The 25,781-nt window shown below is 67.6% G+C and carries 23 protein-coding genes and 1 pseudogene; 9 read left to right on the top strand and 15 right to left on the bottom strand.

All coding sequences use genetic code 11. The annotated features are described in order from the left end of the window. Positions 1–270 precede the first annotated feature (270 nt). Positions 271–2,109 (top strand): dihydroxy-acid dehydratase, encoded by a 1,839-nt coding sequence (ilvD, locus tag ACVOLJ_RS02425; protein WP_481563365.1) that lies wholly within the window; start codon positions 271–273, stop codon positions 2,107–2,109. A gap of 20 nt (positions 2,110–2,129) precedes the next feature. On the opposite strand, the pseudogene dinG reads toward ilvD, so the two are convergent. From dinG to aroE, 3 genes and pseudogenes are all read right to left on the bottom strand, one after another. Beyond that, positions 2,130–4,187 (bottom strand): annotated as a pseudogene (gene dinG, locus ACVOLJ_RS02420) (ATP-dependent DNA helicase DinG); the annotation flags it as partial. 197 nt (positions 4,188–4,384) lie between these two features. Next, the gene (locus ACVOLJ_RS02415; RefSeq protein WP_475280792.1) at positions 4,385–4,738 is read right to left on the bottom strand and encodes a hypothetical protein; all 354 of its coding nucleotides are present in this window, start codon (positions 4,736–4,738) and stop codon (positions 4,385–4,387) included. Between the two features lie 3 nt (positions 4,739–4,741). Then, on the bottom strand, positions 4,742–5,587 hold the full coding sequence (gene aroE, locus ACVOLJ_RS02410; protein ID WP_481563364.1) for a shikimate dehydrogenase: 846 nt from the start codon (positions 5,585–5,587) through the stop codon (positions 4,742–4,744). Positions 5,588–5,648: 61 nt separating this feature from the next. On the opposite strand from aroE, the gene ACVOLJ_RS02405 reads away from it, so the two are divergent. Continuing rightward, the gene (locus ACVOLJ_RS02405) at positions 5,649–6,518 is read left to right on the top strand and encodes a TolB family protein (RefSeq protein ID WP_481563363.1); all 870 of its coding nucleotides are present in this window, start codon (positions 5,649–5,651) and stop codon (positions 6,516–6,518) included. Between the two features lie 98 nt (positions 6,519–6,616). Here the strand turns inward: ACVOLJ_RS02405 and ACVOLJ_RS02400 are convergent, their stop codons facing one another. The 4 genes from ACVOLJ_RS02400 to ACVOLJ_RS02385 form a co-directional block, all read right to left on the bottom strand. After that, the gene (locus ACVOLJ_RS02400) at positions 6,617–6,886 is read right to left on the bottom strand and encodes a gas vesicle protein GvpG (RefSeq protein WP_481563362.1); all 270 of its coding nucleotides are present in this window, start codon (positions 6,884–6,886) and stop codon (positions 6,617–6,619) included. A 33-nt stretch (positions 6,887–6,919) separates the two neighbouring features. Then, entirely contained in the window at positions 6,920–7,909 is a 990-nt protein-coding gene (hemB, locus tag ACVOLJ_RS02395; protein WP_475280788.1) for a porphobilinogen synthase, read from the bottom strand. 19 nt (positions 7,910–7,928) lie between these two features. After that, a complete protein-coding gene (locus ACVOLJ_RS02390) occupies positions 7,929–8,846 on the bottom strand; it encodes a bestrophin family protein (RefSeq protein WP_475280787.1) in 918 nt (305 codons plus the stop codon). Positions 8,847–8,969: 123 nt separating this feature from the next. After that, the gene (locus tag ACVOLJ_RS02385; protein ID WP_475280786.1) at positions 8,970–9,218 is read right to left on the bottom strand and encodes a hypothetical protein; all 249 of its coding nucleotides are present in this window, start codon (positions 9,216–9,218) and stop codon (positions 8,970–8,972) included. A gap of 182 nt (positions 9,219–9,400) precedes the next feature. Here ACVOLJ_RS02385 and ACVOLJ_RS02380 point away from each other — a divergent pair, with 182 nt between their 5' ends. After that, a complete protein-coding gene (locus ACVOLJ_RS02380; protein WP_475280785.1) occupies positions 9,401–9,859 on the top strand; it encodes a hypothetical protein in 459 nt (152 codons plus the stop codon). 42 nt (positions 9,860–9,901) lie between these two features. Here the strand turns inward: ACVOLJ_RS02380 and ACVOLJ_RS02375 are convergent, their stop codons facing one another. From ACVOLJ_RS02375 to ACVOLJ_RS02360, 4 genes are all read right to left on the bottom strand, one after another. Further along, positions 9,902–11,698: a DUF885 domain-containing protein gene (locus ACVOLJ_RS02375; RefSeq protein ID WP_475280784.1), complete on the bottom strand. Its 1,797-nt coding sequence runs from the start codon at positions 11,696–11,698 to the stop codon at positions 9,902–9,904. 68 nt (positions 11,699–11,766) lie between these two features. Further along, entirely contained in the window at positions 11,767–12,207 is a 441-nt protein-coding gene (locus ACVOLJ_RS02370; RefSeq protein WP_475280783.1) for a cytochrome c oxidase assembly factor Coa1 family protein, read from the bottom strand. A gap of 100 nt (positions 12,208–12,307) precedes the next feature. Then, positions 12,308–14,533 carry a S9 family peptidase gene (locus ACVOLJ_RS02365; RefSeq protein ID WP_481563361.1) on the bottom strand — a complete coding sequence of 742 codons (2,226 nt, stop codon included), beginning with the start codon at positions 14,531–14,533 and terminating at the stop codon, positions 12,308–12,310. 155 nt (positions 14,534–14,688) lie between these two features. Continuing rightward, positions 14,689–15,378, bottom strand: a complete 690-nt coding sequence (locus ACVOLJ_RS02360; protein ID WP_475280781.1) for a glutathione binding-like protein — start codon at positions 15,376–15,378, stop codon at positions 14,689–14,691. A gap of 112 nt (positions 15,379–15,490) precedes the next feature. Here ACVOLJ_RS02360 and ACVOLJ_RS02355 point away from each other — a divergent pair, with 112 nt between their 5' ends. Both ACVOLJ_RS02355 and ACVOLJ_RS02350 read left to right on the top strand, forming a co-directional pair. Beyond that, positions 15,491–16,117: a TIGR00645 family protein gene (locus ACVOLJ_RS02355; RefSeq protein WP_481563360.1), complete on the top strand. Its 627-nt coding sequence runs from the start codon at positions 15,491–15,493 to the stop codon at positions 16,115–16,117. A 200-nt stretch (positions 16,118–16,317) separates the two neighbouring features. Beyond that, the gene (locus ACVOLJ_RS02350; RefSeq protein WP_475280779.1) at positions 16,318–17,313 is read left to right on the top strand and encodes an energy transducer TonB; all 996 of its coding nucleotides are present in this window, start codon (positions 16,318–16,320) and stop codon (positions 17,311–17,313) included. A 73-nt stretch (positions 17,314–17,386) separates the two neighbouring features. On the opposite strand, the gene ACVOLJ_RS02345 is transcribed toward ACVOLJ_RS02350, so the two are convergent. Beyond that, positions 17,387–17,641, bottom strand: coding sequence for a hypothetical protein (locus ACVOLJ_RS02345; RefSeq protein WP_475280778.1), 255 nt, complete (start codon positions 17,639–17,641; stop codon positions 17,387–17,389). 75 nt (positions 17,642–17,716) lie between these two features. Between ACVOLJ_RS02345 and ACVOLJ_RS02340 the strand changes: the two genes are divergently transcribed. After that, positions 17,717–18,502 carry an AraC family transcriptional regulator gene (locus ACVOLJ_RS02340; protein ID WP_475280777.1) on the top strand — a complete coding sequence of 262 codons (786 nt, stop codon included), beginning with the start codon at positions 17,717–17,719 and terminating at the stop codon, positions 18,500–18,502. Positions 18,503–18,600: 98 nt separating this feature from the next. Here the strand turns inward: ACVOLJ_RS02340 and ACVOLJ_RS02335 are convergent, their stop codons facing one another. From ACVOLJ_RS02335 to ACVOLJ_RS02325, 3 genes are read right to left on the bottom strand one after another with little or no spacing between them, the layout of a single operon-like run. Next, a complete protein-coding gene (locus tag ACVOLJ_RS02335) occupies positions 18,601–19,785 on the bottom strand; it encodes an ABC transporter permease (protein ID WP_475280776.1) in 1,185 nt (394 codons plus the stop codon). Further along, positions 19,782–20,528: an ABC transporter ATP-binding protein gene (locus ACVOLJ_RS02330; protein WP_475280775.1), complete on the bottom strand. Its 747-nt coding sequence runs from the start codon at positions 20,526–20,528 to the stop codon at positions 19,782–19,784. Before ACVOLJ_RS02330 ends, ACVOLJ_RS02335 begins: the two co-directional genes overlap by 4 nt. Continuing rightward, positions 20,525–22,051, bottom strand: coding sequence for an alpha/beta hydrolase (locus ACVOLJ_RS02325; RefSeq protein ID WP_481563359.1), 1,527 nt, complete (start codon positions 22,049–22,051; stop codon positions 20,525–20,527). The genes ACVOLJ_RS02330 and ACVOLJ_RS02325 overlap by 4 nt, the downstream gene beginning before the upstream one ends. Before the next feature lie 317 nt (positions 22,052–22,368). Here ACVOLJ_RS02325 and ACVOLJ_RS02320 point away from each other — a divergent pair, with 317 nt between their 5' ends. The 3 genes from ACVOLJ_RS02320 (at position 22,369) to ACVOLJ_RS02310 (ending at position 25,630) form a co-directional block, all read left to right on the top strand. Then, on the top strand, positions 22,369–22,854 hold the full coding sequence (locus tag ACVOLJ_RS02320; protein WP_481563358.1) for a DUF1203 domain-containing protein: 486 nt from the start codon (positions 22,369–22,371) through the stop codon (positions 22,852–22,854). Positions 22,855–23,085: 231 nt separating this feature from the next. Beyond that, positions 23,086–24,258: a lytic polysaccharide monooxygenase gene (locus tag ACVOLJ_RS02315; protein ID WP_481563357.1), complete on the top strand. Its 1,173-nt coding sequence runs from the start codon at positions 23,086–23,088 to the stop codon at positions 24,256–24,258. Positions 24,259–24,454: 196 nt separating this feature from the next. Continuing rightward, complete coding sequence (locus ACVOLJ_RS02310; RefSeq protein WP_481563356.1) at positions 24,455–25,630, top strand: lytic polysaccharide monooxygenase; 1,176 nt, start codon at positions 24,455–24,457, stop codon at positions 25,628–25,630. Positions 25,631–25,781: the final 151 nt, after the last annotated feature.

Raw genomic sequence — 25,781 nt, 5'->3', positions numbered from 1 at the left:
AAGATGAACGGAATTTCATTTTCCGTCGTTCCCCATCATCCACGCATGGCGTGGACCTGCCGTGTCGACCAAGGTCGACACCTACCAACAGCCACCGGACCCACCTCGCCTACCCGCAGAAAGCCAGCTTTTGACGTTGACGCTGCCCTGGCCTCTGCAGGTGCAGCGCGCAGCCCTGCCGGACCACCATCGGTGGTTGCAGCAGCAACCGAAAAAATTGGCCATGATCGGGCCATCCCCACGTCGTACGGCCCGCCCGTTCCGCCAGCCATGCCTGAATACCGTTCCCGCACGTCCACTGCCGGCCGCAACATGGCCGGCGCCCGCGCCCTGTGGCGCGCCACCGGCATGAAGGACGGCGACTTCCACAAGCCGATCATCGCCATCGCCAACTCCTTCACCCAGTTCGTGCCCGGACACGTACACCTGAAGGATCTTGGCCAGCTGGTCGCGCGCGAGATCGAACAGGTCGGCGGCGTCGCCAAGGAATTCAACACGATCGCCGTGGACGATGGCATCGCCATGGGTCACGACGGCATGCTGTACTCGCTGCCCAGCCGCGAGATCATCGCCGACGCGGTGGAGTACATGGTCAACGCGCACTGCGCCGATGCGCTGGTGTGCATCAGCAACTGCGACAAGATCACGCCCGGCATGCTGATGGCGGCATTGCGGCTCAACGTCCCGGTGGTATTCGTCTCCGGCGGGCCGATGGAAGCCGGCAAGACCCGTCTGTCCGAGCACAAGCTGGATCTGGTCGATGCGATGGTGATCGCCGCCGATGACACCGCCAGCGACGAGAAGGTGGCCGAGTACGAGCGCAGCGCCTGCCCCACCTGTGGTTCGTGCTCGGGCATGTTCACCGCCAACTCGATGAACTGCCTGACCGAGGCACTGGGCCTGTCGCTGCCCGGCAACGGCACCACCCTGGCCACCCACGCCGACCGCGAGGCGCTGTTCCGCCGCGCCGGCCGCCTGATCGTCGAGCTGTGCCACCGTTGGTACGGCGGCGAGGATCCGCGTGCACTGCCACGCGGCATCGCCAGCCAGGCCGCGTTCGCCAACGCGATGACGCTGGATATCGCCATGGGCGGTTCGACCAACACCATCCTGCACCTGCTCGCTGCCGCGCAGGAAGCGGAGGTCGACTTCGATCTGTCCCACATCGACGCACTGTCGCGGCGCGTGCCACAGCTGTGCAAAGTGGCGCCGAACTCACCGAAGTACCACGTTGAAGACGTGCATCGCGCCGGCGGTGTGTTTGGCATCCTCGGCGAACTGGATCGCGCCGGGCTGCTCGACAGCAGCGTGCCGACCGTGCACAGCGCCACCCTTGGCGAGGCGCTGGCGCGCTGGGATGTGATGCGCAGCGACAACGAAACGCTGCATACCTTCTTCAAGGCGGGCCCGGCTGGCATCCCCACCCAGGAAGCCTTCAGCCAGGCCACGCGCTGGCCGTCGCTGGATCTGGATCGCGCCGAAGGCTGCATCCGCGCGCTGGAACACGCCTACTCGCAGGAAGGCGGCCTGGCCGTGCTGCGTGGCAACCTCGCCGTCGATGGCTGCGTGGTGAAGACCGCCGGTGTGGACGAATCGATCCACGTGTTCGAAGGCAACGCACGGGTGTTCGAAAGCCAGGACGCGGCCGTGGCCGGCATCCTGGCCGACGAAGTGAAGGCCGGCGACGTGGTGGTGATCCGCTACGAAGGCCCCAAGGGCGGTCCGGGCATGCAGGAAATGCTGTACCCGACCAGCTATCTGAAATCGAAGGGGCTGGGCAAGCAGTGTGCGCTGCTCACCGATGGTCGTTTCTCCGGCGGTACCTCGGGCCTGTCGATCGGCCACGTTTCGCCGGAGGCGGCCAGCGGCGGTGTGATCGGCCTGGTTGAAGACGGCGACCGCATCCGCATCGATATTCCCGCGCGCCGCATCGATCTGCTGCTGGATGAAGCCACCCTGGCCCAGCGCCGCACCGCCGCCGATGCACGTGGCTGGAAGCCGCGGGCACCGCGCCCGCGCAAGGTCACCAGCGCGCTGAAGGCTTATGCGCTGCTGGCCACCAGCGCCGACAAGGGTGCCGTGCGCAACACCGCGCTGCTGGGCGATTGAGGTAGCGCCGGGCGGCGGGGTTACCCGATGGTGCGCTTGAACGGCGGCAGCGCGTCGATGATGCGCTTGCCGTAGCGGCGGGTCAGCAACCGCGAGTCGAGGATGATCACCCGCCCGGTATCGGTGGAGGTGCGGATCAGGCGGCCGGCGAACTGGGTCAGTGTACGCAGTGCGTGCGGAATCGCGATCAGGTTGAAGGCATTCAGCCCACGCGCTTCCACCCATTCGCTCAAGGTGGCGGTCTGCGGGTCGGTCGGTACCGCGAACGGCACCTGGGTGATCACCACCGTGGTGCAGGCTTCACCCGGAAGATCCAGGCCTTCGCCGAACGAGTTCAAGCCGAACAGCACCGAGCCCTCACCCGCAGCGACCCGACGCAGGTGCTCGTCGATCATGCGCGTTTTCGACATCTCGCCCTGCACCAGCACCTGCTTGCGCTTGGCGGCCGGCATCAGGCCCGCCACCTTCTCCATCTTCCAGCGCGAGGTGAACAGCACCATCGAGCCCTTGGACCAGTCCAGTTCCTTGCCGATGTAGCGGGCGACTTCGCGCGGATGCCCTTCGCGGTCATCGGGGGTAACCGGAAACGGCGGCACGATCAGTTCGGCCTGGTTGGGCAGGTCGAACGGCGACGACAGCGAGACCATCTCGGCGGTCTCGGGAATGCCGTTGTCGATCGCCAGCGACTGGAAGTCGCCGCCACCGGTCAGTGTCGCCGAGGTCATCACCACCGAATCCACTTCATCCCACAGCAGCTTGCGCAGTACGTGCGCGGCTGACACCGGCGAGCCGTGCAGCACCAGGTCGCCATCGCGGGTGGCCGTCACCCAGCGCGCCATCGGCGGCGCCCCTTCCTTGTCTTCGCGGCGCCAGACCTGCCACAGGTTGTACTGCTGCTCGATCATCTCCAGCGCCATGCCAAGGTTGCGCTGCAGGCGCTCGCGCGCCGGATCATCGGGCTTGCCCTTGGCCACCTGCGCAGTGGCTGCATGCGCCCAGTTGTACAGGCTGCGGGTATCGTCGGCCAGCGCCTCGATGGGTTCGCGCCAGGCCTCGGGCAGGCGGCCGTTGGCGGCCCGCCACATCGGTTCTTCATCGGCCGGTGCCGGCATCCATACCGCTTCGACGTGGTCGCGGAACATGCGCAGGCCCTTGGCCACGTTGCTGGCCGCGTCGATGGCCTCGTTCGGCAGCAGGTTGCCCAGCCGATCCTTGTCGACGGCACGGTAGGCGCCGGCAATCAGGATCTGCAGGCGGCCGGTGCGCTTGGCCATCTCATCCAGCGCCAGGCTGGCCGCGCCCTGGTCGATCGCCACGTTGCCGACGTGATGGCCCTCGTCCAGCACCAGCAGCATGTCCGACGGTGCGGCGATCATCGGCTGGCCGTTGTCGCTGTCACCAATGGACAGCGCCGACAGCAGCAGGGCGTGGTTGGTGACCACGATCTGTGCGTCGCGCACGGTGTTGCGTGAACGCAGTACCGCGCACTGCGCCGAGTAGGCGCAGCGCCGCCCCGCACAGCCCGAAGCCGGCGTGGTGATGCGGCCGCGCAGGCCGGGGCTGATGGTTTCCGGCGCGTTGTCGATGTCGCCATCCCAGCTGCCGTTGCTGAAGGCCACGGTCAGGCGCTTGGCGATGTCCATCTCGATCGGCGCCAACGGGCGGTCGAACAGCGGCTGCTCGTCGTCGAACATGCCGTTCTGCGCGCCCTCGCCATGCGCCTCGGCGGCATTGCGCGTGCACAGGTAACGGGTGCGGCCCTTGGCCAGCGCGATGGTCGCTTCCAGGCCGGTGGCCTTGAGAAAGTTCGGGATATCGCGTTCGACCAGCTGCGACTGCAGCGCCACGGTGCCGGTGCTGATCACCAGCTTCTTCTTGCTGGCCAGGGCAATGGGCACACCGGCAGTCAGGTAGCCCAGGCTCTTGCCGACGCCGGTCGGTGCCTCCACCACGCCCACGCCGCCGCTGGTGGACAGCGCGCGCGACACCACGCCGATCATCTGGCTCTGCGAGCGACGGGTGGAAAATCCGGGGGTATTGGCCTGCAGCGTCGTGTACGCCTTGCGGATCGCGTCCTTCAAGGCGTCATCGAGCTTGCGTGGGGCGGCGACGGTTTCGGTCACGCCAGAACTACCGTAGCGGGGTCAGGCCGGCCATTGTCGCATGGCCGGCCACGGGCTCCGAAGCGCGCGCGCTGAACGGGGTCAGCGACGTCGCGCGGTGGCTGGATGAGCCGCAGGCCCGTTGCCCGGGCGGCCGAAGCCGCCATCGACGGTCACGGTGCGGGCGCACTCCGCTGCCGCATCACCCGCACCAGCGCCCACACCAGCAGCACGGTACCGATGGCTTCAAGCATGGACAGCACGAAGTGAACCACGCCCAGCACGATGCTCAGGTTCGAGACCGAACCGAAGTCGCCCTTGCTGAACATCCACATCGGGATCAGCGCGGCCAGCAGGCCCCCCATGCTCGCCGCCAGCAGCAGCAGCAGGCCCCACAGTGCGCCGGAGCGTGCCGCATCGCGCGGCGCGCCCATCACCCAGACCAGGCCGACGCACAACGCGATCAGCACCGGCAGGCGTACGCCGACCATGGTCAGCAGGGTGGTCAACAGCGAGGTCGTATCCATCGATCAGTCCTGCCCGGCGAATGCGCCGGCATTGGCGCGCAGCTGCTGGTAGACCTCGTCGGTCTGCGGGCGCACCGCATGCCACTGCAGGAAGCTCTCGGCGGCCTGCTCGACCAGCATGCCCAGGCCATCGACGGTGTTGCGGCACTGCGCGGCGCGCGCCCAGGCCAGGAAGGCGATGGCTGCCTCGCCGTAGTTGAGGTCCACGGCGGTGGTCATCGAATTGACCAGCGACAGCGGCAGCTTGAACTCGGCCTCGCGGTCACGGCCGGCCGAGGTGGCGTTGACGATCAGCTCGAAATCGCCGAGGTCGCGCAGGTCGTCCCAGTACCGGCTGAGCGCGCGGCCCGGTTCGCCCATGGCGTCGATCAGTTCATCGGCACGCTCCGGCGTGCGGTTGACCACCGTCAGCTCGGTGATGCCGGCATCCAGCAGCGCCGGGGCGACACTGCGCGCCGAACCACCGGCGCCGAGCAGCAGCACGCGGCGGCCACGCAGGTCCAGGCCGTGGCGATCGGTGAGGTCGCGCACCAGGCCGATGCCATCGGTGGTGTCCCCGTGCCAGCGGTCGCCCTTGCGCAGCAGGGTGTTGACCGACCCGGCGCGGCGCGCGCGCGCGGTCAGCGTGGTGCACACGGCAAACGCGGCTTCCTTGTGCGGCGAGGTGACGTTGGCGCCGACACCGCCTTCGGCGGCGAAGGCCTCCAGGCCGGACAGGAAAGCGTCGGCACTGAGATCGATGCTGCGATAGTCGATCGCGATGCCTTCCTGGCGACCGAACGCGGCATGGATCTGCGGCGACTTCGAGTGGGCAACGGGGTGTCCGAAGACGGCGTAACGGTCGGTCATGGAATCCTCGAGCTGTGGAGCTGGCTAGACTGGACGCCTCTCAGTAACCGGAACCGGATCCATGCGGATTGCCCCGACCCTGCTGGCGCTGGCCACCAGTTTACTCTGCGCCCCGCTGGCAATGGCGTTGAACGAATACGGCATCGAGGGCATGGGCGTGGTATCCACCCGCGCCGAGGAGGGCCGCGCCACGATCAGCGCCGATGGCCAGCGCATCGTCTTTGGCCGCCGCGGCGAGGCGGGCTGGGGCCTGTGGCAGGCGCGCTGGCTGGATGGGCGCTGGCAGCAGGCGCAGGCACTGCCGGTGGCGGTGCCCGGGCAGGTGCGCGATCCGTACTTCAGCCGCGACGGCCGTTGGCTGCTGTTTGCCGCCGGCCGTGAGGGCCAGCTGGCGCTGTATCGGGCGGCGATTGCCGCCGACGGCAGCATGGGCACCCCGCAGGCGCTGGCCGGCGAAGGCAGCCGCCACGAGGAGCGCGGCCCGGCACTGAGCGTGGATGGACACCGCCTGCTGTTTGCACGCCAGCAGGGGCGGGGCGCCGGCTGGGACCTGTTCGTGGCGCCCCTGGACGCGCAGGGCGCACGCGGCCCGGCCACTGCGCTGCAGGCGTTGAACAGCCCCGCCGATGAAACCGATGGCGACTGGCTGGGCAGCGAGGGCGCGGTGGTCTTCAGCCGAGGCAGCGGTGACACCGCGCAGGTCTGGACCAGCGGTTGTGCGTGGACAGGTGCGGCGCTGCAGCCGCTGGGATTGTCGTTCAACCAGGACAGCGGCTGGACTGCGGCACCGGTGATCGACAACGCCAAGCCGGGCGAAATGCTGGTGGCCAGCAGCGCGGCGAAGTCTCCGCGCGCGGGCGGCGTGGATGTCTATCGGTTGGCGCTGCCGAAGGTGACGGCAGTGGCCGGGTGCGTGCCCGCCGTTCCGTAACGGCAAGCGCCAACCAAGGTTGGCGACTACCGGGGTAATGGACCTGCCAGCAGTAGAGCCACGCCATGCGTGGATGGCCCGCTTCCGGGCGATCGCCGTCAGCGCGACAACACCTTCGTGCGCTGCTGCTCGTAGTCCACTTCGCTCAGCTGGCCACTGTCCTTGCGCCGGTTCAGCGCCGCCAGTTCCGACTGCACGCTTTCCGGCAGCGCCTGCTCACGGGCGACGCGGGCAGCCGCCGACAGCTGCTCGGGCGGACGCCGTGACGCCCGCCACGCCGCAACGAACACGCCGACGATGATGGCGCCGAACACCAGCGTGCCGGTGCCCCAGATCAACCATTGCATCCAGCCCATTTCGGGTCCCATCGCGTGTTCCTCCGTCCGTCGTGGGCGCTATTGTCAGCGCTCGCGCAGCCAACGCGCCACCTGCGGCGCGAAATAGGTCAGCACGCCATCGGCGCCGGCACGCTTGAAGCCCAGCAGCGATTCCAGCACGCAGGAACGTTCGTCCAGCCAGCCGTTGGCGAAGGCCGCCTTCATCATCGCGTACTCGCCGCTGACCTGGTAGGCAAAGGTCGGCACGCCGAAGGTTTCCTTCACCCGGCGCACCAGGTCCAGGTACGGCATGCCCGGCTTGACCATCACCATGTCCGCGCCTTCTTCCAGGTCCAGGGCGATCTCGCGCATCGCCTCGTCACCGTTGGCCGGGTCCATCTGGTAGGTCTTCTTGTCGGCCTTGCCGAGGCTGGCGGCGCTGCCCACGGCATCACGGAACGGGCCGTAGAACGCCGAGGCGTACTTGGCCGAGTAGGCCATGATGCGCACGTTGAGGTGGTGGTCGGCGTCCAGCGCGCGGCGGATCGCGCCGATGCGGCCATCCATCATGTCCGAGGGCGAAATGATGTCCGCGCCTGCTTCGGCATGCGACAGCGACTGCTTCACCAGCGCTTCGACGGTGATGTCGTTGAGCACGTAGCCCTTGTCATCGATGATGCCGTCCTGGCCGTGGGTGGTGTAGGGGTCCAGGGCGACGTCGGTCATCACCCCCAGCTCCGGGAAGCGCGACTTCAGCGCGCGGATCGCACGCTGCGCCAGGCCGTCCTCCGACCACGCCGCCGCGGCGTCCAGCGACTTCTGCGAGGCATCCAGCACCGGGAACAGGTCGATCACCGGGATGCCCAGCTCCAGCGCTTCTTCGGCCACCTTCAGCAGTTCTTCGATCGACAACCGTTCCACGCCCGGCATCGACGGCACCGCCACGCGACCGGCGGGTTCGTGCACGAACACCGGGTAGATGAGGTCATCGGTGGTCAGTGTGTTCTCACGCATCAGGCGGCGCGAGAATTCGTCATGGCGCATGCGCCGCGGGCGGTAATGGGGGTGATGCATGGCAGGCTCCGGGGAGTGGCTATTGCAGCAGGTAACCCTGCGGCAGCAGGGGTTCGGGCAACGGGCGTTCGCCCAGGGCGTCGAGCTGGTCGATCTCGATGGTACGTACCATCGCGTCCAGCGGCAGATCATTCGGCTCCAGCCCGAAAGGCTCTTCCATTTCCTCGCCCAGCTGGTCCAGGCCGAAGAAGGCATACGCCAGCACCGCCGACAGCACCGGCGTGGCCCAGCCCAGCGAACTGGCCAGGCCAAACGGCAGCAGCACGCAGAACATCCATGCGCAGCGGTGCAGCAGCAGGGTGTAGGCAAATGGCAGCGGCGTGCTGAGGATGCGCTCGCAGCCGGCCTGAATGGAGGACATCGCGTGCAGGCGATCTTCCAGCTGGGCATACAGGATCGGGTCCAGCTCGCCGCTGCGCAGCGCCTGCGCCAGCTCGGCGGCGATCATCGCCAGCAGGGCGTCGGGCACGTTCTCGCGCTCGCCCAGTTGTTCGCGCTGCGCCTTGTCCAGCCAGGGCAGCGCCACCAGCGCGACGATGCGTCCGCGCAGTCGCGCGGCCAGCGCGTAGGCAAAGGCGGTGGTGAGATAGGCGATGCGGCGGCGGCGGCCACTGTCGTCTGCCAGCAACAGGTGTATCTGGCGCGCCAGCGAGCGCGACTCATAGATCAGCTGGCCCCACAGCTTGCGGCCTTCCCACCAGCGGTCATAGCAGGCGCTGTTGCGGAAGCTGAGGAAGATCGACAGGACCAGGCCGAGCAGGGTGAACGGAACAACCGAAACACGCTCGATGCCAGGCGGCCGGGCCAGTTCCACCACCGCCGCCACGGCGATGGACAGCACCAGGATGGCCAGCACCTTCGGCGCAATGGCCGGAACGATGGAGCCACGCAGGATGTAGAGAAGTTGCCAGCCGTGGGGACGGGAACGGATTATCATCGGACAGCCGCGGCGCACGCGGTTTTGCAGGCACGCGGGGGGCTCGCGCAGCCGTTCATTGTACTCCCCTGCCCGGCCGCCGGCCCTGCTCCTGCGACGCCCTGTCGCACCCGGTGCGGGTTGTCAGATCACCCCGCCACCGAGTCCCAGCCGCAGGATGCCGACCACCACCACGATGCCGTTCAGGATCAACCCGGTCCAGGCGCGGCCGCGCCTGCTGGGGTGGGTGAACAGGATGCCCAGCGCGCCGATGATCGCGCCGACTGCAGCAAACGGGATCAGGAACCAGTTGCCCCATCCCAGCAGCGGGATCAGCGCCAGGATCATCCACAACAGCGCCAGTACGCCCCATAACAGACTGATCACACCCATGCCGTGCTCCGGTGGTTTGCCCTGCCTGCCACCATAGCCGGTCCCGGCAGCGTCGCCTACCGCCATTGCCGACAGCCTCACCGGCGCCGTGCTAGCGTGCGGCCATGGGTCGAGGGCCGATGTTGGCGCCGATTCAGAGTGCCCGGTCGATGATCCGAACCAGTCCTACAGGGGTACACGCCATGAACATCCGTTGGGTCGCCTTGGCGGCCATGCTGCTGGCCGCTGCCGGTTGTGCCAGCACCTCCAAGGTCATGCTGGGCCGCGCCCGCGCGCCGATCGATCCGGCCCAGGTGCAGATCTATTCGACACCGCCGGCGGGCTCGCAGGAAATCGCCCAGCTGGAATCGTCCTCGGCCGTGGGCTTTGGCACGCAGGGCCAGACGGATGCGGCGGTGGCCCGGCTCAAGCGCGAGGCCGCTGCGCTGGGCGCCAACGGTGTGATCCTGATGGGCGTTGGCAGCAGCGGTTCACCGGTCGGCATGTCGGTCGGTGCAGGCAGCTACGGATCGCACGTGGGCGGTGGCGTGGGCATCGGCATACCGACCACGCAGAAGCGCGCGGCCGGTGTGGCGATCTGGGTGCCCAACCCGGAGCCGCCGGCACGCCTGCCGACGCAGACGATCACCCCGCAACGCTGACGCGCGTGCGTCGAGGCGGGAAGCGCCGGGCATGGCCCGGTGCTACCGGTACTTCGGCACGAACACCTTGTTCACCGCTTCGGCCAACTGGTCCGGCGGCAGCAGGCCCTGATCCAGCAGGAAGTTGTTGAACGCCAGGCGGTCGAACTTCGCGCCCAGTGCCAGCTCGGTCTGCATGCGCAGTTCCAGGATGCGGGTATAGCCGTAGAAATAGCTGCCGGCCTGGCCCGGCATGCGCACCATGTAGCGGTCCAGCTCCTGGGTGGCCATCGCCTTGGAAAGACCAACCTGTTCGATCAGCACGCGCTCGGCATTGGCGCGATCGGTCAGGCCCAGGTTGAGCATCGGGTCGAGCATCGCGCGGGCAGCACGCAGCAGGCGGAACTGCAGCGCGATCATCTGACCGTCCAGCGGTTCGTAGGGCACCATCTCGGCTTCGGCATACAGCGCCCAGCCTTCCACGTTCACCGAATTGAACGCGAACATGGTGCGGGCCAGCGAAATGCCGCGCTCGACCATCGCGGTGAACTGCAGTTCGTGGCCCGGACGGCCTTCATGCGCACTCAGCGTCCACGCCGCCGCACCGAAATTGAAATCGTCGTACTGCGCACCCTCACCGGCGGCCGGATTCCCCAGCGGCAGCACGAACGTGCCCTGCTGCCCGGTGTTGTTGACCAGCGGCGCCGGCAGGAAGTGCGGTGCTGGGCTGGCCGCGCTCTCGGCGGCAGAGCCCAGGCGCATCTGCATCGCGCGCTGCGGCACATCGACGATGCGGTGCTCGCGGATCAGCGGGTCGATCGCATCGATCACCTTGCGGTAGTGCCCTTCCAGCTGGTCATTGGCGATCTTGTCGCCCTTCAGCGCGCGGATCACCGCCACCGGGTCGCTCGGGTCGCTGAGCTTCAGGCCCTTGTCCTTGGCCACCAGCGGCGCCAGCTGGCGCATCGCCGAACGGGTTTCCATGAATTCCAGCTGCGCGCGCTGCATCAGCAGCTTCGGGTCGATGTCGATGCCGACCTGCTTGAGCTGGTACGCATACAGCGGCGCCGGCAGGCGCGCATCGGCACGTGCCTTCGGCAGCACCTCCTTGCGGGTCCAGGCGGCATAGTCCTTCATCTGCCCGGCAAGCGCCTTCATCGCGTCGTCGGCACCGGCGACCTGGTACTTCTTCAGCAGCGACTCGATGCCGGTGATGTAGGTCTCGACGTTGTCCAGCGATTGCTGCACTTCGATCCTGGTCGGCTGCAGCAGCGTGGTGTCCTTCAGCCGTTCCTCGTAGCGCTGGCGGGCCAGCGTGGTGAAAGCGGTGCCGCCCGGCTGCAGGCCGGCATAGGCCTTGAGGCGATCGACCGCCTTGGCCCGGCGCTCGGCCGGCACCTGGTCGGACAGCAGCAGGTTGAGGCCGCTGAACACCGTCTGCGGCGCGTCGCGCCACGGCAGCAGGTACTTCTGGTTGAGCTCGCTGCCTTCGATGTTCTGGTTGGCGGCGGCGATCATGATCGCCAGGTCCTGGCGGACGTTGGGATCCTTTTCGGTGGCCAGCCTGGTCTTCAGTTCATCGCGCGCCTTGGCCATCGCCGCGCGATACCGCGCGTCATTGTCCGGGCCGAGGTCGGCCACCTTGTCGTCGTAGCCGGGCACACCGAAGAAGCCGGTTTCCTCCGGCTGGAACGGGCCCTGAGCATCGAGCAGGATCTGCGCCAGCGCATTGCTGCGGGCGACCCAGGCCGGACTGGCCGGGGTGGCCGACTTGGCCGTCGGTGCGGCAAGGGCCGGAGGGGCTGACAACAGCGGGGCAGCGGTCAGGGCCAGGGCGACGGCCAGCGCGATCGGCTTCATGAAGCACTCCAGGACAGGGTTGTCCCGCAACTTACGCGCTCAGGGCGGTGGCGACAATCGGCCGGAGGTCACAGCGCGGCGGTCAACGCGCATTCCCCACGCGCACGGCAGGCCTGCAGTTCGCACTCGCCTGCCGCCTCCGCATCGTCCAGCTCGCTCAGGTCGAAGGTCTGCTTGTCATCGGCCAGCACGTACATCACCGGGTAATCCCACACGTGGTCGCGCTGGGTGCCCTGCACGAACAGCCGTCCCTGTGCGTGCGGGCCTTCCAGGCTCACGGTGAGGCCGACATCGCGCTGGCCGTTGAAGGCGGTCTGCATGCTGCCCAGCGGCAGTGCACCGGCCTGCAGGGGTTCACCGAACACCTGCACCAGCTCGACGCTGCAACCGGCACGACGCATGGCTTCGCGCATGGGTGCGCTGCCGTGTGCCGCATCGGTCCAGCGCAGCACGCTCCAGGCGATGGTGCTGCCCAGCACGGCCAGGGACAGCACAACGGCCAGCGGCATCGCCCACCGCCAATGCCGGCACCACCAGCTGGACGATGATGCGCAGGAACCTGGAATCGGCGGTGGCAGTGTCATCGGCGGGCTCCTTCCCGTGGGGCGATCAGGGCTTCAGGCAACGTCCAAGGAAGGCTTCGGCAACCCGGTAGCGATGCAGCGCATCAGCACCGGACAAGCCGTGCTTGGCACCCGGATAGGTCATCAGTTCGAACGGCTGTCCACGCTTCTGCAGCGCGCTCATCAGGCTGGTCGAGTTGGTGAACAGCACGTTGTCGTCGGCCATGCCGTGGATCAGCAGCAGCGGCGAGCGCAGGCCCTCGATGTGGGTCAGCACGCGCGCTTCGCGGTAGCCGGCATCGTTGCGCTTGGGCAGGTCCATGTAGCGTTCGGTGTAGTGGCTGTCGTACAGGCCCCAGTCGGTGACCGGTGCGCCGGCCACGCCGCAGGCGTAGCTGTCCGACGCCTTGGCCAGCAGCATCAGGGTCATGTAACCGCCGTTGGACCAGCCCTGCACGCCGATGCGCGCCGGATCCACCCACGGCTGCTGCTTCAGCCATGCCACACCACGCAGCTGGTCGGCCACTTCCACCGTGCCCTGCTTGCCGTACAGCGCGCCGCCGAAGTCACGGCCGCGGCGCGGGGTACCGCGGTTGTCCAGCGAGAACACCACGTAGCCCTGCTGGGCCAGGTACTGGTTGAACAGATGATCGCCGCGGCCGGGCCAGCTGTCGGTGACGGTCTGGCTGGCAGGACCGCCGTACACATACACCGCCACCGGGTAGCGCTTGGACGGATCGAAACCGGCCGGCTTGACCAGGCTGTAGTTCAGCGCGGTCTTGCCGTCGGCAGCCATCAACGTGCCGAACTCGACCGGGCGCTGTGCATCGCGGTAGCGCGCATAGGGATGCTTGGGATCGGCCAGGTCGTTCTCGAGCAGGGTGGCGATCTTCTCGCCATTGGCGCGGAACAGCTCGATCTGCGGCGGCGTGCCGCTGTTGGACCAGGTATCGACATACACACTGGCATTGCGCGCAAAGCTGGCGCTGTGCATGCCCGGTGCCTTCGACAGGCGCTGCGGCTGGCCGCCCTTCAGCGACACCGCGTAAATCTGGCTTTCGCGCGCCGAGTCGATGCCGGCGCGGAAGTAGGCCTTGCCGGCCGCTTCATCGACGGCCAGCAGTTCATCCACCGGCCAGTTGCCCTGGGTCAGCGCGGTCGCCTTGCCCTTGCCGTCGATGCGGTAGAGGTGCTCGAAACCGCTGCGCTCGGACGACCACAGCACGCTGCCATCGGCAAGGAAGCGCAGGCTGTTGTGCAGCGGCACCCAGGTCGGGCTGGTTTCGTGGACGAGGACGCGCTGGGTGTTGCTGGCGAGGGTGACCTCGACCAGGTCCAGCTGCTTCTGGTCGCGCGACTGGCGCTGGAAACTCAGGTGCTGCGGATCGCGCCAGTCGACGCGGGCCAGGTAGATGTCCGCCTCCCCGCCGAGGTCGATCCAGTGCGTCTGTGCGTGTTCAACCGGCGAGATGACACCCAGCTTCACCTGCACGTTGGCATCGCCGGCTGCCGGGTAACGCTGCTCGACCACATCGGTGCGGTCGGCATACACCTCGTAGCGCTTCTGCACCGGCACCGGGCTTTCATCGATGCGCGCATAGGCGATGGCCGAATCGTCCGGCGCCCACCAGTAACCGGTGTGGCGGTCCATCTCTTCATCGGCAACGAATTCGGCAACACCGTTGCCGATGGTCGCGCTGCCGTCTCCGGTCAGCTTCGCCTGCTTGCCCGTGGCAAGGTCGATCACCCACAGGTTGCGGCCGCGGATGAAACTGACGAAGCCGCCCTTCGGCGACAGCTTGGCATCGGTGGCAAAGCCCTCGCCGTGGGTCAGCTGGCGCACGGCGGCCTTGCCTTCCTGCCTGAGGTCGTACAGGTACAGCTCGCCACCCAGCGGGAACAGCAGGCGCTGCGCGTCGGGCGACCACTGGTAATCGACGATGCCGGTCATCGCCGCGATGCGCTGGCGCTCGCGGCGGGCTTTCTCTTCATCGCTGAGGGTTTCGGTGCCGGGCAGCACGATCTTCGAATCCACCAGCAGGCGGGTCTTGCCGCTGCCGATGTCGTAGCTCCACAGGTCCAGCTGGTTGCGGTCGCTGTCCTTGCCGCGCAGGAAGGTCACGCGCGAACCGTCCGGGGCCACCTTGGGTTTCATCAGGGTCGGGCCGGACAGCGGCAGCGGGCCGGTGATGGCTTCCAGGGTGAGTTTTTCAGCGTGGGCGACGGTACTGGTAGCGAGCATGAGGGCGAGCGAAGCGAACAGATGGCGCATGGAGGGTCCCGGCAAACGGCAGGTCCGCCCCCGGTGGACGCGGGGCGGTCGTCCCCCATCCTAACCAAGCCCGTGCGGGAAGGCAGCATGACCTTCTGCCCATAAGGAGTGCCGGCAAGGAGTGCCGACCAACGGTCGGCACCCACCGTACTGGGTCAGCGCTTGCCGAACAGGTGCTTGCGCTCTTCGTCGCTGAGCGGTTTGCCGGCGTCCGGGTTCACCTGCGTGCGCAGCGCATAGGCGCGCTGGGTGGCGGGGCGGTCGGCAATGGCCTGGTGCCAGCGCTTGAGGTGCGGGAACGCGGCGAAATCGACCGGGATCTTGTCGTAGGCACCGATCCACGGGTAGCTGGCCATGTCGGCGATGGTGTAGTCGTCGCCGGCCAGGAAGGCGTGCTCGGCCAGGCGCTTGTCCATCACCCCATGCAGGCGACGCACTTCATTGTCGTAGCGCTCGACGGCGTAGGGGATCTTTTCCGGCGCGTAGACGTTGAAATGCCCCATCTGGCCGCTCATCGGGCCCAGCCCGGCCATCTGCCAGAACAGCCATTCCAGCGTGGTGACGCGGCCGCGCGGGTCGCTGGGCAGGAAGCGGCCGGTCTTCTCGGCCAGGTACAGCAGGATCGCGCCGGACTCGAACACGCTCTGCGGGGCGCCCCCGTCGGCCGGGGCATGGTCGACGATCGCCGGCATCTTGTTGTTGGGTGAAATGGCCAGGAATTCCGGCTTGAACTGGTCGCCCGAACCGATGTTGACCGGGTGGATGCGGTATTCCAGACCGGCTTCTTCCAGCAGCAGGGTCACTTTGTGGCCGTTCGGGGTGGGCCAGTAATACAGGTCGATCATGGCGGCGGCTCGGGGTGCGGAAAGGAACCTGAAGTCTAGTGCGAGAGTTGGGTTGGCACCGTCATGGCGGGCCGGTAACCTCGCCTCTCCCCCGAAACGCAGCATCCTCCGCATGAGCGCAAACCGACCGCCGCTGTCCCCGCTGTCCAACCTGATCTTCGCCTCGCGCTGGTTGCAGCTGCCGCTGTACCTGGGCCTGATCGTGGCGCAGTGCGTCTACGTGTTCCTGTTCGGCAAGGAACTGTGGCACCTGATTTCCCACTCGGCCTCGATGGGCGAGCAGCAGATCATGCTGATCGTGCTGGGCCTGATCGACGTGGTGATGATCTCCAACCTGCTGGTGATGGTGATCGTGGGCGGCTATGAGACCTTTGTCTCGCGCCTGCGCCTGGAAGGCCACCCGGACCAGCCGGAATGGCTGAGCCACGTCAACGCCAGCGTGCTGAAGGTGAAGCTGGCGATGGCGATCATCGGCATCTCCTCGATCCACCTGTTGAAGACGTTCATCGCCACCGGGGCACTGGGTGGCATCCCGCTGTGCACCCCGGAGCAGATGGGCGTGGCCGCTGCCAACATCGGCGTGGCACGCTGCTCGATGCTGACCGCGGATGGCGTGCTGTGGCAGACCATCATCCACTGCGTGTTCATCCTGTCGGCGATCGGCATTGCCTGGACCGACAAGCTGATGTCCAGCAGCCACGACAAGTCTGATGGCCACGGCAAGTCCGCCGCGCATTGACCCCAACGCCGGTGGCGGAGTCTCCGCCGCCACCGGCCTGGCACGTCAGCCCTTGTACGCAGGCGTTGCCGGGATGCTAGATTGCACCCTCGCCTTTGTCGGCGGTGGCGTCGGGAAACGCCATCGAACGCGCCCGGACCTCCGGTCCCGGCAGGCACCACTACGTTTTTCGTAACGTCGTCTTCTTAGAGGGGAGCAGGATGTCGCACGTCGCAATGATCGCTGCCGGGCGCCGGTGGATGCCGGTTGCATTGGCATTGGCTCTGGCCGCCTGCTCGGGCAAGGAAGAAACACCGGCCGCCGCCGCACCCGGTTCGGCTGCCGCCACCACCGCCGCCACACCGGCCGCACCTGCGGTCGCTGCCAAAGTGCAGTCGATGGGCACCGAACAGCTGCGCGAATCGGCCAGCCAGGCCCTGCGCGAGAACCGCATGTACGCCCCCGCCGGCGACAACGCGATCGAGTACTACCTGGCACTGCGCGACAAGACGCCGGACGATGCGTCGGTCAAGAGCGCGCTGACCGACCTGCTGCCCTACACCCTGATCGCCGCCGAGCAGCACCTGGGCCGCGAGGATTTCACTGAAGCGCAGCGTCTGGTCGCCCTGATCGAGAAGGTCGATGCCTCTGCACCGGCCCTGCCGCGCCTGAAGGAAGGCCTGGCCAAGGGCGTGCAGGTGGCCGCCAAGCGCACCGAGGACGAGACCGAGAAGGTCAAGAAGGATGCCGAGGACCGCACCAAGCAGCTGGCCGAGCAGCAGCGTCTGGCCGAACAGCGCGCCAAGGAAGCCGAAGCGGCCAAGGTGATCGCTGCACAGCAGGATACGGTGCGCCAGGAAGCCGAGCGCCAGGCCGCAGCCCGTCGCGAGGCCGAGCAGAAGCAGCAGCAGGCCGCTGCCCAGCAGGCCAGCGCCGCGCGCCAGGCGGCGACTCCGGCGGCTCCGAGCCTGCGCCCGGTCAGCACGCCGGCCCCACGCTATCCGGCCGAAGCACTGCGTTCGGGCACCTCCGGCGAAGTGCTGGTGGAAATCACCGTTGGCACGGACGGTTCGGTCACCAACGCACGCGTGCTGCGTGGGACGCCGTCGCGCGTGTTCGATCGCGAAGCGCTGAATGCGGTCAAGCGCTGGCGCTTCGAGCCGGTCAATGCCCCGGTCACCACCCGCCGTACGCTGGTGTTCGCGCCGGGCGGCTGAGCGGGTAGCGCCGGGCCACGCCCGGCGGCTGTTGTTGCCCACAGGGCCCGGAGCGATCCGGGCCTTGTACGTTTCAGGCTGCGCTATCGATCAGCCGTTGCAGCACCGGATCACGTGCGCCCAGCACCTGGAACAGGCCCAGCGCGTGCAGCCCGGGCAGCAGATCACGCAGATCAGCTTCGGCGGCGGCACGCATGCCGGCGTCACTGGCCGGGTCCTGCCATTGCCGCACGGTGGCGAGAAAGGCACCGACGCTGCCCTTGCGCACGGTGAGGCCGTTCACCTGCACATCGTTCTGGTGGTCGGGAAGGATGTCGTGCGGTTGCATGGCGTACTCCTGGGAAGTGGCAGGCCAGTGTCGGTGGCTGGCATCGACCGTTCTGCCGTATAACTGCCAACCGATATGGCAGATCAGACATTCACCGGCTGGATCACCCCTGCGTCAGCCGATGCGGACGACGGCCCGGCCCTGCTTGCCGCGCAGCTGCGGCTGCCCGTGCCGCGCCGGACGGCGCGCCATCAGCACGCCCGCGGGCAGCTGCTCGGCGCGCACCGGGGACTGCTGCGGATCGAGGCCGGCGATTTCCACTGGTTGTTGCCCGCTGGCCATATGGCATGGATACCGCCTTCGCTGCCGCATGCACTGGTCAGCAGCGGCGCCTTCGATGGCTGGAGCCTTTACTTCAGCGCGGCGGCGTGTGCCGGGCTGCCTGCAGCCCCTCGCATTTTCCAGCCAGTGCCGCTGCTGCAGGCCGCGGTGATTCGGGCGCTGCAGTGGCAACAGCGTGCATTGGATGCCGCGCAGGCGCGCCTGGCCGGGGTGATCGCCGATGAGATCGCCACCAGCACGGCGCTGCCGCTGGCCCTGCCACAACCACGTGATCGACGCCTGCGGCGGGTCGCTGCCGCGCTGGTTCGTTCACCAGACGACACCCGCACCGTCGAGGACTGGGCCACCGCCAGCGGCCTGTCCAGCCGCAGCCTGGCCCGCCATTGGCAGGCCGAAACCGGGATGTCGCTGAGCCAGTGGCGGCAGCGCCTGCGCGTGCTGCTGGCGTTGCCACGCCTACTGGCCGGGGAAGCGGTCATCAGCGTCGCGCTGTCGATGGGCTACGACACGCCCAGCGCCTTCATTGCCGTGTTCAAGCGCGAGATGGGAGTCACGCCGGCGCGGTACGCCGGCGGATGATGCATTCGCCGAGGCCGGCGCAACGCACAAAAGAGAGGCCCGGAATGACCGGGCCTCGTTCCATGTACGCCGGGCATGGCCCGGCGCTGCCGCCACAGTCAGCCGGAGATGGCCAGGCGCTCGTTGTGGTAGCGGCGTACGGCGGCGAACCACAGCACGGCGGCCAGGCCCAGGCTGGCGCCGAGGTAGATCGCCCAGATGGTCGGGCTGATCACCTCATGGCGGATCACCTTCAGCAGCATCTGGTTCTGCGACAGGAACGGCACTGCGTACTGCCACAGCTCGCTCTTCACCGGGTAGGCCATCAGCGCGTAGCCGGGCAGCATCGGCAGCAGCACCAGCCAGGTCATGTGGCTTTGTGCTTCCTTCATGCTCTTGGCTGCCGCGGACAGGTAGGTCAGCAGCGAGGTGCCAATCAACAGCATCGGCACCATCACCAGCAGCATCTGCAGCATCGAACCGACATTCATGTTGAGCTGCCGCCCGACATTGCCGGGCGCGATCTGCGCACTGGCCTTGAACGCGATCAGGGTCAGCAGCAGCGAGGCGAAACCCACCACGCAGGCCGCAGCGATCTTGCCGCTGACGATGGCACTGCGCGAACCCGGGGTCGCCAGCAGCGGTTCCAGAGACTGCCGCTCGCGCTCACCGGCGGTGGCATCCATGACCAGGTAGGCGCCACCGATGAACGAGGTCAGCGTCAACAGCACCGGCAGCAGCATCGACAGCATCATGCCGCGCTTGGCTTCGGCACTGGCCATGTCCTGGTTGGCCACATCCAGCGGTCGCGCCACCTGTGCATCGACACCACGCGCCATCAGGCGCAACGCACCGACCTGGCCGTTGTAGGTCGCCAGCGCTGCCTGCAGGCGGGCGCTGGGCACCTCGGCGGCACGCCGGGTGCTGTCGGCGATCACCTCCACCAGCGCCGGCTTGCCATCGGCCCAGTCCTTGCCGAAGTCGGTACTGATGCGCAGGGCCACGTCGATGTCCTGGGAGCGGATCGCTTCGGCCAGATCGGCCGGTGCAGGCGCGGTATTGAGCCCCTGCGCCGCCAGGAAACGCACCAGGTTCGGCGCGTTCTCGGCGCCGATGGTCGGGATCTGCAGCGGTTGTTCGATCTGGGTGCGCACACGGCTCTCGGCCAGCTTGCCCATGCCCAGGATCAGCAGCGGGTACAGCAGTGGACCAAACAGCAGGGTCAGCATCAGCGTGCGGCGATCACGCGAGAGATCACGCAGTTCCTTGCGCATCACCGTCATCAGGGTCGACATCATCTTCATGCGTGCAGGCCCTCTTCGCTGCCGATCAGTTTCACGAACGCATCCTCCAGGTTCGGCTCACCGGACTGCGCACGCAGCTCATCGGCGCTGCCGGCGGCCATCACCGTGCCCTTGGCGATGATGACGATGTGGTCACACAGCGCACCGACCTCCTGCATGATGTGGCTGGACAGGATCACGCAGCGCCCCTCTTCGCGCAGGCCCAGCAGGAACCGGCGCAGCGCACGGGTGGTCATCACGTCCAGGCCATTGGTGGGTTCGTCCAGGATCACATTGCGCGGGTCGTGCACCAGCGCGCGGGCAATGGCGGTCTTGGTGCGCTGGCCCTGCGAGAAGCCATCGGTCTGGCGGTCAAGAATGTCGGCCATGTCCAATGCATGTGACAGCACTTCGATACGTTCGCGTATATGCGAGGCCGACAGGCCATGCAGTTCGCCGAAGTAGGCGATGTTCTCGCGCGCGGTCAGCCGCTTGTAGACGCCACGTGCGTCGGGCAGCACGCCCAGGTGGCGACGCACTTCAACCGGATCGCGGGCCGCATCGATGCCATCGACGGTGATGCTGCCTTCATCCGGCGTCATCAGCGTATAGAGCATGCGCATGGTGGTGGTCTTGCCGGCGCCATTGGGGCCCAGCAGGCCGGTGATGCGGCCGTCCTCGGCACGGAAGCCGACGTTGGCCACCGCCTGGATGCGACCGGTACGGGTGTCGAAAGCCTTGTGCAGGTTGTCGGCGACGATCATGGGGCCCATCCATTGAACGAGGTGAACGCCGGCACGTAGCTCAGCGTGTCCAGGCAGCCGGCATCCAGCGCCTTGGCATCGGTGGTGTCGATGAACTGACCCAGCAGGCGCGGCATGCAGCCCGCGCTGAGGGTGCCGTGACCCTGCCCGCGTGCGACCAGCGCGCGGCCATTCGGCAGCCCTTTCAGTACCTGCTCGGCATAGCGCGGCGGCGTGACCGGGTCCAGTTCGCCCGACAGCAGCAGCACCGGCAGATCCGTCTTCAGCGGCGTGGACACTGCAGCCGGCGCCGGCCTGTGCGGCCATACCGGGCAGGCGGCAAAGAACGCACGCGCCACCTCCGGGCCCACCAGGCTTCCGGGACTCGCGGGCGGCGCCTGGTAGCGCGGCGCATCTTCGCTGCAGATCACCGACCACTGCATGCCGCGGTTGATCTGGAAGTCCATGCTGCGGGTCGCTCCGCGCGCCAGCGACGCCAGCGGTGCATAGCGGCCCTGCGCGGCTTCATCCAGCACCAGCGGCAACAGCGAGGAGTACTGCGGTACGTAGGAGAAGGCGAATGCCAGACCGACCACACTGTCCGGGGTCAACACGTCCTGCCGCGGCGCGTTGGTACCAGGATCCCGGTAGTCGACCGTGACCGGTGCACGTCGCAGGGTTTCCACCACGCTGCGCAGCTGCTCGCGGGTGTCGGTCGGGAAGCGCTTGCTGCAGACGGCATCCTTGCGGCACTGCTCGGACTGCAGAGTGATCGCGTTGTCGAAGGTGTTGGCGAAATCGCCGCCGACCACCAGGTCGTTCGGCACCACGCCGTCGATCACGATGCTGCGTGTGTGCTGCGGGAAGGCCTGGGCGTAGCGCTGGGCGACGCGGGTGCCATAGGAGCCGCCGATCAGATTGACCGTAGCGACCCCCAGCGCCTGGCGCACCGCGTCCAGATCGGCGATGGCCTCGCTGGTGGTGTAGAAGCGTGGATCTGCGTGCCCCTTCAGCGACGCCGCGCAGCGTTCGGCGTAATCGCGCAGCAATGCCTCGCTGGGCGCAGCCTCTTCGTCCATCGGCAGGTCCTTGCCGTCGGCGCCCAGGCAGCTGAGCGGGTTGGAGCCGCCGGTGCCGCGCTGGTCAATCAGGAAGATATCGCGCTGCTTGCGCACCTGGCGCAGGGCGGTATCGACGATCACCGCCACCTCGCTGGCCGCCTGGCCCGGGCCACCGGCCAGGAAGAACACCGGGTCCGGCTGGCTGGCGCCGCTGCTGCCCGATTCCAGCCAGGCAATGCGCAGGTCAATGCGGCGGCCATCGGGCCGGGCCCTGTCCTCGGGCACCTGCAGGGTGGCGCACTGGGCTTCCACGTTGACGCTGGCGCCGACCGTGGTGAGCGTGCAGGGACGGAAGTCGATCTGGCCGTAGTGGCGGCTGGGCGAATCTCCGGCGCCCTCGGTTGCGGCCTGCGGCGGTGCGCTGCAGCCGGCAATCAGCATGGCGGCCAGCAATCCGGCCCGCCTGGAATGGTGTCGTTGCATCGTGCGTGTTCCCCCTGGGAATGTTCCTGTCGACTCTGACGCGTTGTCGCGGCAGATGTGACCGGACAGATGTAGCCGCTCTGATATGAGCAACTTACACGGCCCCGGCGCCGACGGCGACCGGCCGATGGGCTGGACCGGCATCGGCACCGCCACCTGCCTGTCGCGGCCCCTGCCAGCACACGGCTGCAGCACGCTGTGGCACCCGTGTGCTGGTGTGGCACGCGCGACCTGTCGCGGCCCAACTTGATGGCGGGAAGCGGCGAGCAGCGCGGCGGACGCGCAACCAGAATGCGTGCAGACCCCGGAGACTCCCCATGCACACCTGGCACCTCAGCGGCATCGACCACCAACGCTTCCTTCCCCTCTTCGACGCCAGCGACGGGATCCTGTCCGCCAGGGGAATCGTCCGCCGCCGCGCCGATGACCGCGCAAGCTATCCGTGCCGGATCAGCCTGACCGACGCGGCACCCGGGGCAGAGCTGCTACTGCTGCCCTATGTGCATCTGCAGACGCACTCACCCTACCGCGCTTCAGGCCCCATCTTCATCCAGCGCGGAGCGACGCGCTGCGTGCTGCCGCCTGGCGCGGTGCCGCCTTACGTGCAACGTCGCCTGATCTCGCTGCGCGCATACGACAGCGCAGACCTGATGCTGGGTGGGCAGGTCTGCGAGGGTGCGGGCGTTGCCGAGCAGCTGGACCGTCTGTTCGCCGATACGGCCGTGGCGTTCGTGCAGCTGCACAACGCCGGTTATGGCTGTTTTTCCTGCCAGGCGGACCGGGTGCGCACCGCGCCGTGCTGATGCCGCGAACGTGATCGCCGGCGCGTTGCAGGCGTGACCGCCAACGCGCTCGTTCAGCGTGGCGTGAAGCCTGCGGGAAGGGCTTCACACACGCAGTCACGGATCGGCATCAACACGGTTTTCCAGCATGCGGCGCAGCTCGATACTCGCCACGGTGCCGCCGCTGTCCAGCGCGCGATGCAGCGCAGAACCCGTGGCCACCGCTCCCCTCGACACCCACAAGGATGCGCCATGTCTCTGCGATACACCCCACTACTGTTGGCCACGCTCTGCGCCGGAGCCGGCGCCGGTATTGCCGGCACTGCAGCCGCGCACGGCACCATGATCAGCCCGGCCAGCCGCGTCTATGCCTGTTTCCAGGGCAACCCGGAAAACCCGACCAACCCGGCCTGCGCTGCGGCCAAGGCCGTCGGTGGATCGCAGGCGTTCTATGACTGGAACGGCATCAACCAGGCCAATGCCAATGGCAACCACCAGGCCGTGGTGCCCGACGGCAAGCTGTGCAGCGGCAACAACCCCACCTTCCGCGGCCTGGATGTGAACCGCAGCGACTGGCAGACCACACCGATCCAGCCAGACGCCAACGGCAAGTTCACCTTCGTATTCAAGGCCACCGCACCGCATGCCACGCGCGACTGGCGCTTCTTCGTCACCCGCGACGGCTGGCAGCCGGGCAGCCCGCTGCGCTGGGCCGACCTGCAGGAGTTCTGCACGTTGGGCAATACGCCGCTGTCGGCCGATGGCACCTACAAGCTGCAGTGCACGCTGCCGCAGCGCAGTGGCCCGCATGTGATCTACAACACCTGGCAGCGCGCCGATTCAACCGAGGCGTTCTACACCTGCATGGACGTGCGCTTTGAAGGAAGCGGCGGCAGCACCCCGCCAGCAGCGCAGTGGCAGGACGCCGGCCCGGTCACCGCACGCGGCGAGTTGCCGGTCGGCACCACCCTGGCACTGCGCGTGTTCAATGCCAACGGCAATGATGTCGAACGCGTGGAAGCGACCCTGGCCAGCGGCCAGACCGCGGCCGCGCAATGGCCGTTGGCGCTGGCCCGCAAGGTCAATGCCAGCGCCCAGCACGCACGTGTGGGCGTGCTCAACAATGGCGTGATCACGCCCTCCGCTTCGGCCACCGACAACCGCGTGTACCTGAAGGACGGCAACCGCTTCCAGCTCGACACCCAGGTGCCCGACCCCGGCACGCCGTCACCGGGCGGCGATTTCGACCACGTGTACCCCGCCGGCATCGGCAGTTACGTGCCGGGCCAGACCGTGGTGAAGGGCGGCGATGGCAAACTGTATGCCTGCCGCCCGTTCCCGGAAGGGGCATGGTGCAACGTCAACGCTGAAGCCTATCGGCCGGGTGCAGGCGCGGCTTGGCGTGATGCGTGGATCACGTACTGAGGCAGTGATGCGGGAGGCGGTGCACAGTGCACCGCCTTCCGCCCGGAAGGCTGCACAGTGAGCATCGTGTTGCAGATCGAACACAGCAGCCATCGATTTAAAAGCAGCCATCGATTTAAAACTTGTCCGATGTTGCCGGTACACCTGCATGTGGAGACTGCGCGAGGTTTCCCACACTTCGCAAAGGAATTCCTGCATGCATCTGTCCCATCGGGCGGTCCTCGCACTGTCCGTCGTCGCCGGCTTGGCCCTGTCCGGCAGCGCCCTCGCCCACGGCACCATGTCCAAGCCGCTCAGCCGCGTGAAGCAGTGTCACGAAGGCAATCCGGAAAACCCGACCAACCCGGCCTGTGCCGCGGCCAAGGCCATCGGCGGCGCGCAGCCGTTCTATGACTGGAGCGCGATCGCGCATGGCAACGCCAATGGCAACCACCGCGACCTGGTGCGTGATGGCGAGCTGTGCAGCGCCAGCATCCCCAAGTACCGCGGCCTCGATCTGAACCGCAGCGACTGGCCAACCACGCCGATGCGCGCCGATTCGCGTGGCCGCTACACCTTCGAATTCCTGGCCCCGGCGCCGCACGCCACCCGCGAGTGGAAGTTCTACGTCACCCGTGACGGCTGGCAGCCGGGCAGCCCGCTGCGCTGGGCCGACCTGCAGGAATTCTGCACCCTGGGCAACGTGCCGCTGTCCGAAGGCGGTGTCTACAAACTGGACTGCCCGCTGCCCAAGCGCAGTGGCCAGCACATCATCTACAACACCTGGCAGCGCTCGGATTCGGGTGAGGCGTTCTACACCTGCATGGACGTGCGCTTTGAAGGTGGCGGTGGCGTGGTTCCGCCGCCGCAGTGGCAGGATGCCGGCGCGGTGACCGCCAATGGCGCACTGGAGGTGGACAGCACCGTGACCCTGCGCGTGTTCAATGCCAACGGCAACGACCTGGAGCGCGTGGAAACCAAGCTGACCGCTGTCCAGACCGCACCGGTGCAGTGGCCGCTGGCCCTGGCCCGCAAGGTCAACGCCAGCGCACAGCACGCGCGCGTGGGTGTGATGAAGAACGGCGTGATCACGCCGGTCGCCTCGGCTACCGACAACCGCGTGTACCTGAAGCCGGGCAACCGCTTCCAGCTGGAAACCCAGGTGCCGGGTCCGGGCCCGATCGATCCGGTCGATCCGCCGAGCGGCGACTACGACTTCGTGTACCCGGCCGGCCTTGGCAGCTACAAGCCGGGCGAGACCGTGGTGAAGGGTACCGACGGCAAGCTCTACGCCTGCCGCCCGTTCCCGCACGGCGCATGGTGCAACATCAATGCCGATGCCTACCGCCCGGGCACCGGCTTCGCCTGGCGTGACGCCTGGGTGCCGTACTGAGGCATGGTCCCGGAGGCGGCGTGATGCCGCCTCCGGCGTGCGGGGTTGCCGGCCCGCGGCCGGGCCGACTTGCGGCGGGCGGACATATAGCGGGGGGTATGGGGCATTCCCCCACCCCCCGCCGTAAAAACTTCGGGCCCAGCCTCCACCC

Source organism: Stenotrophomonas sp. STEN046, assembly GCF_056759755.1.
This window is presented reverse-complemented; position numbering and strand designations above follow the sequence as displayed.

Bases quoted from the DNA above. Each gene is read 5' to 3' on its own strand.
- ilvD (WP_481563365.1), top strand. From the start codon at position 271: ATGCCTGAATACCGTTCCCGCACGTCCACTGCCGGCCGCAACATGGCC.
- ACVOLJ_RS02415 (WP_475280792.1), bottom strand. From the start codon at position 4,738: ATGGATACGACCTCGCTGTTGACCACCCTGCTGACCATGGTCGGCGTA.
- aroE (WP_481563364.1), bottom strand. From the start codon at position 5,587: ATGACCGACCGTTACGCCGTCTTCGGACACCCCGTTGCCCACTCGAAG.
- ACVOLJ_RS02405 (WP_481563363.1), top strand. From the start codon at position 5,649: ATGCGGATTGCCCCGACCCTGCTGGCGCTGGCCACCAGTTTACTCTGC.
- ACVOLJ_RS02400 (WP_481563362.1), bottom strand. From the start codon at position 6,886: ATGGGACCCGAAATGGGCTGGATGCAATGGTTGATCTGGGGCACCGGC.
- hemB (WP_475280788.1), bottom strand. From the start codon at position 7,909: ATGCATCACCCCCATTACCGCCCGCGGCGCATGCGCCATGACGAATTC.
- ACVOLJ_RS02390 (WP_475280787.1), bottom strand. From the start codon at position 8,846: ATGATAATCCGTTCCCGTCCCCACGGCTGGCAACTTCTCTACATCCTG.
- ACVOLJ_RS02385 (WP_475280786.1), bottom strand. From the start codon at position 9,218: ATGGGTGTGATCAGTCTGTTATGGGGCGTACTGGCGCTGTTGTGGATG.
- ACVOLJ_RS02380 (WP_475280785.1), top strand. From the start codon at position 9,401: ATGAACATCCGTTGGGTCGCCTTGGCGGCCATGCTGCTGGCCGCTGCC.
- ACVOLJ_RS02375 (WP_475280784.1), bottom strand. From the start codon at position 11,698: ATGAAGCCGATCGCGCTGGCCGTCGCCCTGGCCCTGACCGCTGCCCCG.
- ACVOLJ_RS02370 (WP_475280783.1), bottom strand. From the start codon at position 12,207: ATGCCGCTGGCCGTTGTGCTGTCCCTGGCCGTGCTGGGCAGCACCATC.
- ACVOLJ_RS02365 (WP_481563361.1), bottom strand. From the start codon at position 14,533: ATGCGCCATCTGTTCGCTTCGCTCGCCCTCATGCTCGCTACCAGTACC.
- ACVOLJ_RS02360 (WP_475280781.1), bottom strand. From the start codon at position 15,378: ATGATCGACCTGTATTACTGGCCCACCCCGAACGGCCACAAAGTGACC.
- ACVOLJ_RS02355 (WP_481563360.1), top strand. From the start codon at position 15,491: ATGAGCGCAAACCGACCGCCGCTGTCCCCGCTGTCCAACCTGATCTTC.
- ACVOLJ_RS02350 (WP_475280779.1), top strand. From the start codon at position 16,318: ATGTCGCACGTCGCAATGATCGCTGCCGGGCGCCGGTGGATGCCGGTT.
- ACVOLJ_RS02345 (WP_475280778.1), bottom strand. From the start codon at position 17,641: ATGCAACCGCACGACATCCTTCCCGACCACCAGAACGATGTGCAGGTG.
- ACVOLJ_RS02340 (WP_475280777.1), top strand. From the start codon at position 17,717: ATGGCAGATCAGACATTCACCGGCTGGATCACCCCTGCGTCAGCCGAT.
- ACVOLJ_RS02335 (WP_475280776.1), bottom strand. From the start codon at position 19,785: ATGAAGATGATGTCGACCCTGATGACGGTGATGCGCAAGGAACTGCGT.
- ACVOLJ_RS02330 (WP_475280775.1), bottom strand. From the start codon at position 20,528: ATGATCGTCGCCGACAACCTGCACAAGGCTTTCGACACCCGTACCGGT.
- ACVOLJ_RS02325 (WP_481563359.1), bottom strand. From the start codon at position 22,051: ATGCAACGACACCATTCCAGGCGGGCCGGATTGCTGGCCGCCATGCTG.
- ACVOLJ_RS02320 (WP_481563358.1), top strand. From the start codon at position 22,369: ATGCACACCTGGCACCTCAGCGGCATCGACCACCAACGCTTCCTTCCC.
- ACVOLJ_RS02315 (WP_481563357.1), top strand. From the start codon at position 23,086: ATGTCTCTGCGATACACCCCACTACTGTTGGCCACGCTCTGCGCCGGA.
- ACVOLJ_RS02310 (WP_481563356.1), top strand. From the start codon at position 24,455: ATGCATCTGTCCCATCGGGCGGTCCTCGCACTGTCCGTCGTCGCCGGC.